Genomic DNA, 12,098 nt, shown 5'->3' on the forward strand with positions numbered 1-12,098 from the left:
TCAGCCGGCGAGCCGGCGGGCGGCGGCCAGCTTCTCGGCGTAATCGATGGCCTCGATCAGGCTCAGTTCGTTGGCGATGCCCTTGCCGGCGATGTCGAAGGCGGTGCCATGATCGACGGAGGTGCGGATGATCGGCAGCCCCAGGGTGATGTTGACCCCGCTCAGCGCGTCCCACCGGCCGGTCGCCGGATCGACGTGGAAGCCCAGCAGCTTGACCGGAATGTGCCCCTGGTCGTGGTACATGGCGACCACCGCGTCGAACTGGCCGGCGCGCAGCTTGACGAACACCGTGTCGCCCGGCACCGGCCCCACCACGTCCAGCCCCTCGGCGACGCAGCGCTCGATCACCGGGGCGGTGATCTCGATGTCCTGCCGGCCGAACAGCCCGCCTTCCCCGGCGTGGGGGTTGAGGGCGGCGATGGCGATGCGGCGGCGCTCCAGCCCCAGCCCGGCCAACGTCTCGTCGGTGCGGTCGATGACGTAGCGCAGCCGCTCGGGCGTCAGGCGCTTTGGCACGTCCTCCAGCGCGATGTGGGTGGTGACGTGGCTGACCCGCATGTTGCCGTGGGCGAGCATCATCACCGAGCCGCGGGCGCCGGTCAGCTCGGCCAGCAGGTCGGTGTGGCCGGCGAAGTGGTAGCCGGCCTTGTTCATCGCCTCCTTGTTCAGGGGCGCCGTGACCAGCCCGTGGATGCGCCCGGCCTCGGCCAGCCGCACCGCGCGCTCCACCGCCAGATAGGCGAAGCGGCCGCCGTCCACCGACAGCTCGCCGGGGCGGATCGGTTCGCCCTCCGGCCCGGCCTGCAGGCAGGCGAGCGCCGGCCATTCCTCGTCCGCCGTCACCTCGGGGAAGGCGAGGTCGCTGCCCAGGGCCTCGCGCGCCGCCATCAGCGCCGGGTTGCTGCCGATCACCAGAAGCCGCAGGCTTCCGGCGTCCAGCCGCTCCTTCAGGCGGGCGCAGGCCTTCACGATGATCTCGGGTCCGACGCCGGCCGGATCACCCATGGTGATGGCCAGATGGGGGGTCATGCTCGTTCTCCTCGATGCGGCCGGGGCGTGCCCTGGCGCGTTGGTTCCGGTGCCGCCCGGTCCGCGTCGGGGGCGTCCCCGCGGATCAGCCGGCGCAAAAGCGAGGGGTCGCCGAAGGCGCCCGATTTGGAGACGACGCGCACCCCCTCCCAAGCGCCGCCGCGCAGGGTCGAACAGGGCACGCCGGGCAGCAGGGCGCCGTCGAGGTCGAGGCGGTCGGCGCCGAGCGCTTGGCAGAGCGCGCGCAGCGTCTCCCCGCCCGACACCAGCAGGGTCGCCGGCGGGACGAGGCGGCGGGCCAGCGCGCCCAGCTCCCGCCCGATGCGCTCGGCCGCCGCGTCGCGCGCCAGCCCGTCGGGCAGGTCGAGACGGACCAGCGCGGCGCTACGCTCCGCCAGACGCGCGGCCACGCGCGCCGCGGCGGCCGTCCCGCCATCCGGCAGGGCCAGAACGTCGTTGCCGCAGGCGTCGAGCTGGAGCATCGTCACCGGGTGGTCGGTGCCGAACAGCCCCAACAGCGGCCGGGGCAAGGGGTCGGGCGACGGCGCCGGTCCGCGACCGGTGTCCATCACCGCCGCCAGGGCCGCCGCCAAGCCGCCGCTGCCGCACCACAGCACCCGGCCGGACAAGGCCAGCCCGGTGGCCGCGATGGCGGCGAGGTCGGCGTCGGTCTCGGCGTCCCACAGGCTGACGCCGGGCGGCACCGCGTTGCCGGGGCGGCACAGCCGCACCCGCTCGCCCTCCGATTCAAGGGCCATGGCCAGATCGGTGGCGACGGGCGTCCAGCCGTCCACGCCCCGGACCTGCTGGCGGACCTGCTGCCGGCCGCCGCGCGTCACCCGCCCCTGGAAGGGAAAGGCCGGGGCGACGATGCAATGGTCCGGACGGTCCACCGCCATCCAGGCGGCGATCTCCGCCGCGCCATGGCCGCGCAGCAAACTGTCCAGCTTGGCGAAGCGCAGCGCGTCGCCGCCCGGAAGGCGGGTCGCCAGAGCCGTCACCCGCCGCCGCGCCGCCGCCGCGTCGCCGATGTCCCGCGTCCCGGTATCGAGCGCCACCGAGGCGCCCGCCGCCAGACCGGCGGGAACGCCCTCCCAGTGGACCGCGACCGGACGGGACGGGCCAGCGAAGGCCGCCGCGCTGTCCAGCGCGCCGGTCAGGTCGTCGGCGATCAGGTGAAGCGGCGGCATGACGTTCCGACCCGTTGTTCAAGGCGGGATCATTGAGACACACAACAAACCACCTGTCAACATGTTGTAATGTTGATTGCTGGTTTTTCGCTTGAACCACCCGTCCGAATGGGTTTACATCTTTACAAGTTGACAGAACGCCGCAGGAGAAGGCCGTATGGAGTCACGCGAACGGGGGCTGGAGGACGGCGCGTCGCCGATGCCCGGGGATGGCGAGGGCCACGCCGCGGCGCGGGGGCGCCACACCCCTCTCGTCCAGCGCGTCTATCAGCTTCTGCTGACCCAGATCAGCGCCGGCGACTACCAGCCGAACGAGCGGTTGCCGGGGGAGAACGAACTCGCCACGCGCTTCCAGGTGTCGCGCCCCATCGTGCGCGAGGCGCTGCGCCGGCTGCGCGACGAGGGGATGATCTACTCGCGCCAGGGTGCCGGCAGCTTCGTGCGGACGACGGTGGAGGAAAGCCGTCCGCTGCTCGGCTACGCACCGGTGGAGACCATCGCCGACATCCAGCGCTGCTATGAATTCCGCCTGACCATCGAGCCCGACCACGCCTACCACGCCGCCCTGCGCCGGAACGACGCGGCGCTGTCCAACATCGTGGCGGCGCTCGACCTGATGGCCGACGCGACCCGCGCCCACCGGCACCGGGACGACGCGGATTTCGCCTTCCACGCCGCCATCGCGGACGCCGCGAACAACCATTATTACGCGTCGTCGATGCAGGCGCTGAAGGACCACATCGCCGTGGGCATGAAGTTCCACGGCTCGTCGCTGCTGGGGCCGAGCGGCGGGCTGTCCCATGTCCTGGAGGAGCATCGGGGCATCTTCGAAGCCATCCGCAACCGCGACGCCGACACCGCGCGCGCCCGCATGCGCCGGCATCTGGAGGGGTCGCGCGACCGCGTGTTCGAGGGACGGGTGCTCGACCTGTCGCTGTGATCCGGGAACCCTGAGTCCCGTCACCCTGTCAACGCACTCGCCCGCCCGCGCCGGTAATGGCACTCTGTCGGGACCGGCGGATAGAGGATGGCCGGTGACTTGCGGATGGGGTGTGTGGACCGTGCTTCACCATGACTTGGCGACGCTTCGGCTGTTCGTGAAAGCCTGCGAGCTGAAAAGCCTGAGCCGCGCCAGCGAGGCCCTGAATCTCGCGGTGTCCGCGGCCAGCCGGCGCATCCGGCTGCTGGAGCACGACGCCGGAATGCCGCTGCTGAAGCGGCGCCCGCACGGCATCGAGCCGACCCCGGCCGGGCTGCTCGTGCTGCGCTACGCCCACGACATGGTCTATCTGGGGGCGCAACTGGAGGCGATGCTCGCCGAATACCGGTCCGGCGTGCGCGGCCACGTGCGGGTCTACGCGTCGTCCTCGGCGCTGGTGGAATGCCTCGCCGCCGACCTCTCGCGCTTCGCCGCCGAGAATCCCGGCATCAAGCTGGAGCTGGAGGAGCGCCCAAGCGCCGACACGCTGGACGCGCTCTACCGCAAGAAGGCCGACATCGGGGTGATCGTCGGCGGCCGGGGGACCGAGGGGCTGGTCCGCTACCCCTACGCCAAAGACCGGCTGTGGGTGGCCCTGCCGCGCGGGCATCGTCTGGCCGACCGGCCCAGCCTGCGCTTCGCCGAGCTTCTGGACGAGGAGCATGTGGCGCTGGAGGGCGGCACCGCCGTGCATGGCCTGCTCGCCGAGCGGGCGCGGGCGGAGGGCCGCTTCATCAAGGTGCGCGTCCAGGTCCGCAGCTTCGAGGTGATGTGCCAGATGATCAGCCTGGGGCTGGGCGTCGGCGTCCTGCCGAAGCGCGCCGTCCAGCCCCTCTCGACCGCGCTCGGCGTGGAGCTGGTCGCCCTTGACGAGGACTGGGCGGAACGCAGCTTCGAGATTTGCGTTCGTTCACCCGACGCTCTGGACGCGCCCAGCCAGCGGCTGCTGGATTTCCTGCGGGAGCAGGCGGTGCCGAAGCCGTGATTTCGAGAAATTCGAAATCAGGTGTGTCGCAATTGTTCTTCTAGGCAACTGTGCAGCCCCTCATCATCAGGTCCGGCGATGAGGGAGTGGGCCGAATGTCCTGGACCAGCCAGAACCCCGATGTTCCTGACGACCCCCGCGGGGCCGGTCCCGGTTTCGCGGATTGGAGCGGGCTCCCGACCACGGCCCGCGCGGAGGCCGCCGCGGCCTGCGCGGCCTGGGCGCCGGAGGTTCAGGCCCGCTTCGGCTGCTTCGCCGAGCTTTGTACCGCTCAAACGAACGCCGCCGGCCCGCTGGCCAGCCTGCCCTACGCCGCCAAGGACATGTTCGACAGCGTGGGCCGCTCGCCCGGCTGCGGCCTCCCCGCTGCCGGGGACGACGCATCCGGCCCGGCACCGGAGCGGGCGGCGGCGGTGCTGGACCGGCTCGACGGGGCCGGGGCGCGGCGGGTCGGCTTCACCACCATGACGGCGCTGGCCTACGAGCCGTCCGGCGTGGGCAAGGCGCTCAACCCCTGGAACCGCGAGATCGTCCCCGGCGGCTCCTCCGCCGGGTCGGCGGTCGCGGTGGCGGCGGGCGCGGTGTTCGCCGCGCTAGGGTCGGACACCGCCGGCTCCCTGCGCATTCCGGCGCAGGCCTGCGGAGTCACCGCCTGGAAGCCGACCTTCGGCGCGGTGCCGGTCGCCGGGGCGATGACGCTGGCCCCCAGCCTCGACACCATCGGGCTTCTCGCCCGCAGCGCGCGCGACATCCAGCTCCTGGCGCCCGTTCTGGCGACGGATAGGACGTTCCCATCGGAGCCGCCGGCCCGCGCCGCTCTCCTCTCCGACGCGGTCGAGGCGTCCGAGGCGCCGATCCGGGCGGCCTGCCGCGACGGGGCGGAGGGCATCGCCGCCTGCGGCGTTACCCTGGAACAGCGCTCGGGCCTGCCGACCATCGAAGCGCTGTCCGACCCCCTGTTTCTCATTCTCCAGGCGGAGGCGGCGGCCCAGCATGGCGGGCTCGCCCTCGCCGCGCGGGAGCCGACCCTCGCCCGGCGGCTCGCCAAGGGCCTGGACATCGCGCCGGACCGCCTCGCGGCGGCCAAGGCGGCGCTGGCCGAGGCCACGGCACCCGTCCTGGACAACCTGTTCGGCGCGGCCGGCGCCCTCCTGCTGCCGGTCATGCCGATCCGCACACCGCCGGTCGCGGTGGCCGACCCGGCCTCCGCGGACTTCCACGCGGCGACGCTCTACCGGCTCAGCGCCTACACCCGCTTCGTCAACGCCCTCGGCCTGCCGGCGGTCGCCGTCCCGGTCGGGTTCGACGACCGCGGGATGCCGGTGGCGCTCCAGATCGTCGGCCGTCCCGGAACGGACGGCGCTCTGCTGGCGCTGGCCGCCGCGCTGCAGGCGCGGACCGGCTGGCACCGGCGGCGGCCAACCGAGATCACCGATTTTCCCAGCCCTCTTGCACAGCGTGGCTCATGACCCGATCCGAACCCGCAAAAGCTCTTGAGCACATCCGAGTCCTGGATCTCACGCGCGTGCGCGCCGGCCCGACCTGCTGCCGCGTGCTCGCCGACTTCGGGGCCGACGTCATCAAGGTCGAGGCCCCGCCGGGCGTCGACCGCAACGAGGGGATGAGCGGCCCCCGGCACGGCTACGACATGCTGAACCTGCACCGCAACAAGCGGTCGCTGTCGCTCAACCTCCGCACCCCGCAGGGCCGCGACCTGTTCCTGGAGCTGGTGCGCACGGCCGACGTGGTGGTCGAGAACTACCGGCCCGACGTGAAGGACCGCCTCGGCATCGGCTACGACGCGCTGAAGGCGGTGAATCCGCGGATCATCCTGGCCTCGATCTCCGGCTACGGCCAGACCGGCCCCTACCGCGAGCGCGCCGGCTTCGACCAGATCGCCCAGGGCATGGGCGGGCTGATGAGCGTGACCGGGCTTCCCGGCCAGGGACCGGTGCGGGCGGGCATCGCGGTCGCCGACAGCGCCTCCGGCCTGTATGCGGCCATCGGCATCCTGGTCGCCCTGTCGGAGCGCGACCGCTCCGGCGAGGGGCAGTGGGTCCAGACCTCGCTTCTGGAGTCCCAGATCGCCCTGATGGATTTTCAGGCGGCGCGCTATCTGGTGGAGGGCGAGGTCCCGCAGCCGGCGGGCAACGACCACCCCTATTCGACCCCCATGGGCGTGATGGCGACGGCCGACGGCCACCTCAACATCGGCGTCGGCGGCGACGGCCAGTGGCGGTCCTTCTGCCGGGCCATCGAGCGCGAGGACCTCGCCGACGCCCCCGAATTCGCCACGCAGGAGCAGCGCTTCCGCAACCGCCCGACGCTCAAGCCGCTGCTGGAGGAGGTGTTCCGCACCCGCAAGACCGCGGACTGGCTGGCGCGGCTGGAGGAGGAAGGGGTTCCGGCGGGACCGATCTACCGCATGGACGAGGTCTTCGCCGACCCGCAGGTCGGGCATCTCGGCATCGCCGTGCCCTGCGAGCATCCCGCGCGCGGCGCCATGCGCCTCGTCGGCCAGCCGGTCGGCCTGTCGCGCACGCCCGCCCGCATCGAGCGGCCCGCCCCCGACGCGGGCGAGCACACGGCGGAGGTGCTGGGCGCCATCGGCCTGTCCCCGGCGGACGTCGTCGCCCTCAAGGCGCAGGGAATCGTCTGATGGCCGAGCAGGAACCGGGCGCTGTTGGCGGCGTGGTGGGGCTCGACGTGTCAGATGGGGTCGCCCGTCTAACGCTCGACCAGCCCCGGCGGCTGAACGCCATGACCTTGGAGATGTGGCGCTCCCTGCCCGAGCGCATCGGCCGCGCCGTTGCCGATCCCGCGGTCCGTGTCCTGCTGGTCCGCGGCGCCGGGGACCGCGCCTTTTCCGCCGGGGCCGACATTTCCGAATTCGGCACTGTCCGGGCCGACGCCGCCCAGGCCGCCGCCTATGAAGAGGCGGTGTCGGCGGCGACCGAAGCGCTGCTCAACGCCCCGGTGCCCACGGTCGCGGCCATCCGCGGCATCTGCTTCGGCGGCGGGCTGGAGCTGGCGCTGTGCTGCGACCTGCGGCTCAGCGACGACGGCGCGCGGTTCCGCATGCCGGGCGCCCGGCTCGGGCTCGGCTACGGCTTTCCCCTGGTGCGCCTCGTCGTGCAGCGGATGGGGGCAGCGGCCGCCGCCGACCTGCTGTTCAGCGCGCGCATCGTGACGGCGGACGAGGCGGCGAGCCTCGGCATCGTCCAGCGCGTGGCCGCCGCGTCCGCCTTCGACGGCGCGGTGGAGGACTATATCGGCCTGATCGCCGGAAACGCGCCGCTGACGCTGCGCGCGGCGAAACGGGCCATGCTGGAAGCGTTGCGGACCGACGGTCCGGCCGACGTGGAAGCGGTGGACGCCCTCGTCGCCCGCTGCTTCGCCAGCGCCGATTACGCGGAGGGGCGTGCCGCCTTCGCGCAAAAAAGAGAACCCGGGTTCAAGGGAGAGTAACGCGGAGGATCGGCCCCACGGGGCGGCGAACCATAAACAGGGAGACAAGTCATGAACTGGAAGCATCTGGGTCTCAACACCATCGGCGCGGTCATCGCCGGATGTCTGGCCTTGTCGCCCGCCGCGCACGCGGCGGAACCCGCTCCCCTGCCGAAGCCGGTCGAGCTGACGGTGGGCTATCAGAAGGTGGGCCATCTCGCCCCGGTGGTGATGATCACTGACGACCTCAAGAAGCTCGGCGTCGAGCTGAAGACGGTCGAGTTCGCCCGCTACGCCGACGCGCGCACCGCGCTGCTCGCCGGCTCCCTCGACATGGCGACGGTCGGGCCGGCCGACCTCGCAATCTCGCTGGCCCAGGGCGCCACCGACATGGTCGGCGTCATGGGCGTCGGCAGCTCGCCGAAATACGTGATCGGCCGCAAGGGCGTGAAGCTCGACAGCTGGGACGACCTGAAGGGCAAGAAGGTCGCCATCGCCCCCGGTTCGGCGGTGTGGTTCCAGTTCGCCGCGACGCTGACCGAGAAGAACATCCCCTACAACAGCTTCCAGGCCGTCAACATCCAGGGCGGCGGCGCCAACTTCGACCAAGCCCTGCAGCGCGGCGAGGTCGACGCCATCGTCACCTGGGAGCCCTTCGAATCCATCCCGGTGATGGAGGGCTACGGCTTCTTCGCCAAGAATCTCGAATACAGCCAGTCCAAGTCGGTCGGCGCCGAGCTCGGCATGCTGGCCGCCAACCGCAAGTCGATGGCCGAGAAGCGCCCGGCCATGGAGCGGTTCGTCTGGGCCTTTCTGCAGGCGCAGAAGAAGCTCGCCGCCTCGCCGGACGAGTTCACCAAGGCCTATGCGTCGCTGACCGGCCTCGACACCAAGCTCGCCGCCGAGGCGTCCAAGGTGATCGAGCTTGGCTCCGTCACCACGGTCGACCAGATCAAGCGTCAGGCCAAGGCCTTCAACGAGCTGGGCGTGATCCCGAAGGACGTGTCGGGCGAGATCGAGAAGTACTGGGACGCCTCCTTCGTCGAGAAGGCTCAGTGATTTGGAACGCCGCCGCCCGCTCCGGCGGGCGGCCTTCCGACAGCGTGGCGGCCGACAAGAATGGCGGAGGACTGGAGTGATGAATGACGCGCCCGCAAGAGCCCTGGACGCGGCCCCCGTGCCGGCGGCTCCCAAGGTGAAGAGCCGGGGCCTGTTCCCGGCGGGACGCACCGGGGCGGCGATGCGCGCGGCGCTGCTGCCCATCCTGGTGATCGTGGCGTGGCAGCTCGCCGGATCGGGCGGCTCGCTGGCCGGCGGCGTACTGCCGACGCCCGACCGGGTGTGGGACGCCTGGGTCGTCTGGGCCTTCGGCCCGCAGGGCATGGGCCTCAACCCCTACAGCGGCACCTGGTTGAGCAACGTGCTGTTCTCGTCCATGCGGGTGGCTCAGGGCTTCGTGCTCGCCATGGCCATCGGCATCCCGGCAGGCGTCATGATCGGCTGGAGCCGCGCCGTGTCCGGCACGGTGGACCCGACCATCCAGCTTCTGCGCCCCATCCCGATCACCGCGTGGCTGCCCTTCTCCATCGCCGTGTTCGGCATCCAGGACATGGGCGCGATCTTCCTGATCGCTCTCGGCGGCTTCTACCCGGTCGTGGTGAACGCCACGCACGGCGCCCGCGACGTCGACCGCAACTGGATCCGGGCGGCCGAGATGATGGGGGCCAGCCGGTTCGACGTGCTGCGGCGCGTGGTCCTGCCGGCCGCGCTGCCGGCCATCTTCACAGGCCTGCGCATCGGCCTGGGCATCGCCTGGACGGCGGTCATCGTGTCGGAGATGGTCGCGGTCAAGTCTGGGCTCGGCTACGTGCTGTGGGACGCCTACTACGTCGGCCGCATGGACGTGGTCATCGCCGACATGCTGTCGATCGGCGCCATGGGCCTGCTGAGCGACCGGCTGATCGTCACCGTCGAGCACTGGGCCCTGCGCTGGCGCCGCCTCCAATCCGCCTCGCGCTGAAGCACGGAGACAAACATGGGCACCATTCGTTTCCGCGAGGTCGTGAAGACCTACCCCGGCAAGCAGCCGGTCATCGCGCTCGACCGCGTCAACCTCGACATCGGCGAGGGTGAGTTCGTCGCCCTGCTCGGCCCCTCGGGCTGCGGCAAGTCCACCCTGCTCAACCTCATCGCCGGCTTCGAGGAGATGACCTCCGGCGCGCTGTCCTTCAACGGCGGCACGGTCGACAGCCCCGGCCCGGAACGCGCCGTCGTCTTCCAGGAGGCGGCCCTGCTGCCCTGGCTGACGGTGGAGCAGAACATCGCCTTCGGGCCGAGCGTCCAGAAGCGCCCGCGCGCCGAATACGAGCCGAAGATCCGCGAGCTTCTCCGCCTCGTCGGGCTGGAGCGCTTCGCCCACTCCCTGCCCTCGCAGCTCTCCGGCGGCATGCGCCAGCGCGTCGGCATCGCCCGCGCCCTGGTCATGGACCCCAAGGCGCTGCTGATGGACGAGCCGTTCGGCGCGCTCGACGCCCAGACGCGCATGAGCATGCAGCAGCTTCTGCTCGACGTCTGGCAGTCGCTCGGCACCACGGTGCTGTTCGTCACCCACGACATCGACGAGGCGATCCTGCTCGCCGACCGCATCTGCATCATGTCGGCCCGGCCGGGGCGGATCACCCGCGAGATCACCGTGGACCTGCCGCGGCCCCGCTCCGTCGATCAGCTCACCGACCCGGCCTTCATCCGGCACAAGGCCGCCATCATGGCCGAGATGCGCGAAGCCCAGAAGGAACACGCATGACCAACCCCCGGATCAGCTACCGCCTGTCCGACGCGCGGCCGGCGCTGCCCGACTTCCAGGGGCGGCGGATCATCGCCCATCTGGTGGTCAACGTGGAGAACTGGCGCTTCGACGAGGCGATGCCGCGCACCATCATCACCCCGCCCCACGGGCGGGAGACGGTGCCGGACGTGCCGAACTTCAGCTGGGCCGACTACGGCATGCGCAGCGGCCTGCCGCGCATCCTGACGCTGTTCCGCGACCGCGGCGTGCCGGCCTCGACCAGCCTCAACGCCGGCGTCATCGACGCCTACCCACAGGCCGCCGAGGCCATGCTCGCCGCCGGCTGGGAATTCATCGGCCACGGCATGCACCAGAAGGCGATCAACCACGCCGGCGACGGCGAGGAAGCGCTGATCGAGGCGGCCCTGGACCGCATCGAGCGCTTCACCGGCACGCGCCCGCGCGGCTGGCTGAGCCCCGGCCTGCGCGAGACGGTGCAGACGCCCGACCTGCTGCGCCGCCAGGGCATCGACCATGTGTTCGACTGGGTGGTGGACGACCTGCCAAGCTGGATGCGCACCGCCCACGGCCCGCTGCTCGCCATGCCCTACAACCTGGAGATCAACGACTCCATCGTCTACGCTATCGAGAAGCACGCGACGGGCGAGATGCTGCGCCGGCTCGGCCACACGCTGCGGCTGTTCGAGCGGGAATGCGCGGAGAACCCGCGCGTCCTGGCCATCGGCCTGCACCCGCACCTGATCGCGGTGCCGCACCGGCTGCACGAGCTTGAGGCCATGCTGGACCTGTTGCAGGCCTCGCCGCACGTCGCCTTCGCCACCGGCCCGCAGATCGCCGACTGGTACGCGGCAGCGGAACCGGCAACCGACCGAGCGGAGGGCTGAGCGATGGATTTGAACCTGTCCGGCAAGCGGGTCCTCGTCACCGGGGCTTCCAAGGGGATCGGGCTCGCCTGCGCCGAGGCCTTCGCCGCCGAGGGCGCCCTGCCCGTCCTGGTCGCCCGCAACGCAGCGGCGCTGGAGGCGGCGGCGGCGGGCATCCGCGAGCGTCACGGCGTGGCGGTCGAGACGATGGCCGCCGACCTTGCAAACGGTGAGGCCCGCGAACGCCTCGCCGCGGCGCTTCCCGAGATCGACGTGCTGGTCAACAACGCCGGGGCGATCCCCGGCGGCAGCGTCTTCGACCTCGGCATGGCCGAGTGGGAAGCGGCGTGGCAGCTGAAGGTCTTCGGCTACATCCACATGACGAAGCTCTTCGTCGAGGCGATGCGCCAGCGCGGCGGCGGCACCATCGTCAACGTCATCGGCATGATGGGCATGACGCCGCGCTGGGACTACGCTTGCGGCTCGGCGGGCAACGCGGCGCTGATCGCCTTCACCCAGGCGGTGGGCGCCCGCAGCACCGACTGGAACGTCCGCGTCTTCGGGGTGAACCCCTCGGCGACGCGCACCGACCGGGTCGCGGCGGTCTACCGCAAGCGCGCCAAAACGCGCTTCGACGACGAGGAGCGCTGGGCCGAGGCCCTGGGCGATCTTCCCTTCGGACGCCTCGCCGAGCCGTCGGAGATCGCCTCCCTCGTCACGCTCCTCAGCTCGCCGCGCGTCACCTACCTGTCGGGCTCGGTGGTCGACATGGACGGCGGCGGACGGTTCCGCTGAACCG

12 protein-coding genes are annotated in these 12,098 nt (G+C 71.5%); 10 read left to right on the forward strand and 2 right to left on the reverse strand.

What is annotated here, in order from left to right:
• Both pdxA and DXK32_RS03515 read right to left on the reverse strand, forming a co-directional pair.
• Positions 1-1,029, reverse strand: coding sequence for a 4-hydroxythreonine-4-phosphate dehydrogenase PdxA (gene pdxA / locus DXK32_RS03510; protein ID WP_114857263.1), 1,029 nt, complete (start codon positions 1,027-1,029; stop codon positions 1-3).
• The gene (locus DXK32_RS03515; RefSeq protein WP_114857264.1) at positions 1,026-2,219 is read right to left on the reverse strand and encodes a four-carbon acid sugar kinase family protein; all 1,194 of its coding nucleotides are present in this window, start codon (positions 2,217-2,219) and stop codon (positions 1,026-1,028) included. Before DXK32_RS03515 ends, pdxA begins: the two co-directional genes overlap by 4 nt.
• Positions 2,220-2,376: 157 nt before the next feature.
• Here DXK32_RS03515 and DXK32_RS03520 point away from each other — a divergent pair, with 157 nt between their 5' ends.
• From DXK32_RS03520 to DXK32_RS03565, 10 genes are all read left to right on the forward strand, one after another.
• Positions 2,377-3,159, forward strand: coding sequence for a FadR/GntR family transcriptional regulator (locus DXK32_RS03520; protein WP_114857265.1), 783 nt, complete (start codon positions 2,377-2,379; stop codon positions 3,157-3,159).
• A 121-nt stretch (positions 3,160-3,280) separates the two neighbouring features.
• Positions 3,281-4,183 carry a LysR family transcriptional regulator gene (locus DXK32_RS03525; RefSeq protein WP_114857345.1) on the forward strand — a complete coding sequence of 301 codons (903 nt, stop codon included), beginning with the start codon at positions 3,281-3,283 and terminating at the stop codon, positions 4,181-4,183.
• Positions 4,184-4,278: 95 nt separating this feature from the next.
• Complete coding sequence (locus tag DXK32_RS03530) at positions 4,279-5,652, forward strand: amidase family protein (RefSeq protein ID WP_114857266.1); 1,374 nt, start codon at positions 4,279-4,281, stop codon at positions 5,650-5,652.
• Complete coding sequence (locus DXK32_RS03535) at positions 5,649-6,842, forward strand: CaiB/BaiF CoA transferase family protein (RefSeq protein WP_114857267.1); 1,194 nt, start codon at positions 5,649-5,651, stop codon at positions 6,840-6,842. Before DXK32_RS03530 ends, DXK32_RS03535 begins: the two co-directional genes overlap by 4 nt.
• Positions 6,842-7,651, forward strand: a complete 810-nt coding sequence (locus tag DXK32_RS03540) for an enoyl-CoA hydratase (RefSeq protein WP_114857268.1) — start codon at positions 6,842-6,844, stop codon at positions 7,649-7,651. Before DXK32_RS03535 ends, DXK32_RS03540 begins: the two co-directional genes overlap by 1 nt.
• 51 nt (positions 7,652-7,702) lie before the next feature.
• Entirely contained in the window at positions 7,703-8,689 is a 987-nt protein-coding gene (locus DXK32_RS03545; RefSeq protein ID WP_114857269.1) for an ABC transporter substrate-binding protein, read from the forward strand.
• 79 nt (positions 8,690-8,768) lie between these two features.
• Positions 8,769-9,650 (forward strand): ABC transporter permease, encoded by an 882-nt coding sequence (locus DXK32_RS03550; RefSeq protein ID WP_162801058.1) that lies wholly within the window; start codon positions 8,769-8,771, stop codon positions 9,648-9,650.
• Between the two features lie 15 nt (positions 9,651-9,665).
• On the forward strand, positions 9,666-10,433 hold the full coding sequence (locus DXK32_RS03555; protein ID WP_040137559.1) for an ABC transporter ATP-binding protein: 768 nt from the start codon (positions 9,666-9,668) through the stop codon (positions 10,431-10,433).
• On the forward strand, positions 10,430-11,320 hold the full coding sequence (locus DXK32_RS03560) for a polysaccharide deacetylase family protein (protein WP_114857270.1): 891 nt from the start codon (positions 10,430-10,432) through the stop codon (positions 11,318-11,320). The genes DXK32_RS03555 and DXK32_RS03560 overlap by 4 nt, the downstream gene beginning before the upstream one ends.
• Before the next feature lie 3 nt (positions 11,321-11,323).
• Positions 11,324-12,094, forward strand: a complete 771-nt coding sequence (locus tag DXK32_RS03565) for a short-chain dehydrogenase/reductase (RefSeq protein ID WP_114857271.1) — start codon at positions 11,324-11,326, stop codon at positions 12,092-12,094.
• The last annotated feature ends 4 nt before the right edge of the window (positions 12,095-12,098 follow it).

The sequence above is a fragment of the Azospirillum brasilense genome, assembly GCF_003349955.1.
Taxonomy (GTDB): Bacteria; Pseudomonadota; Alphaproteobacteria; order Azospirillales; family Azospirillaceae; genus Azospirillum; species Azospirillum brasilense_B.

What these genes read in the sequence shown, in the direction of transcription:
- pdxA (WP_114857263.1), bottom strand. Translation starts at nt 1,029, where the DNA reads ATGACCCCCCATCTGGCCATCACCATGGGTGATCCGGCCGGCGTCGGA.
- DXK32_RS03515 (WP_114857264.1), bottom strand. Translation starts at nt 2,219, where the DNA reads ATGCCGCCGCTTCACCTGATCGCCGACGACCTGACCGGCGCGCTGGAC.
- DXK32_RS03520 (WP_114857265.1), top strand. Translation starts at nt 2,377, where the DNA reads ATGGAGTCACGCGAACGGGGGCTGGAGGACGGCGCGTCGCCGATGCCC.
- DXK32_RS03530 (WP_114857266.1), top strand. Translation starts at nt 4,279, where the DNA reads ATGTCCTGGACCAGCCAGAACCCCGATGTTCCTGACGACCCCCGCGGG.
- DXK32_RS03535 (WP_114857267.1), top strand. Translation starts at nt 5,649, where the DNA reads ATGACCCGATCCGAACCCGCAAAAGCTCTTGAGCACATCCGAGTCCTG.
- DXK32_RS03540 (WP_114857268.1), top strand. Translation starts at nt 6,842, where the DNA reads ATGGCCGAGCAGGAACCGGGCGCTGTTGGCGGCGTGGTGGGGCTCGAC.
- DXK32_RS03545 (WP_114857269.1), top strand. Translation starts at nt 7,703, where the DNA reads ATGAACTGGAAGCATCTGGGTCTCAACACCATCGGCGCGGTCATCGCC.
- DXK32_RS03550 (WP_162801058.1), top strand. Translation starts at nt 8,769, where the DNA reads ATGAATGACGCGCCCGCAAGAGCCCTGGACGCGGCCCCCGTGCCGGCG.
- DXK32_RS03555 (WP_040137559.1), top strand. Translation starts at nt 9,666, where the DNA reads ATGGGCACCATTCGTTTCCGCGAGGTCGTGAAGACCTACCCCGGCAAG.
- DXK32_RS03560 (WP_114857270.1), top strand. Translation starts at nt 10,430, where the DNA reads ATGACCAACCCCCGGATCAGCTACCGCCTGTCCGACGCGCGGCCGGCG.
- DXK32_RS03565 (WP_114857271.1), top strand. Translation starts at nt 11,324, where the DNA reads ATGGATTTGAACCTGTCCGGCAAGCGGGTCCTCGTCACCGGGGCTTCC.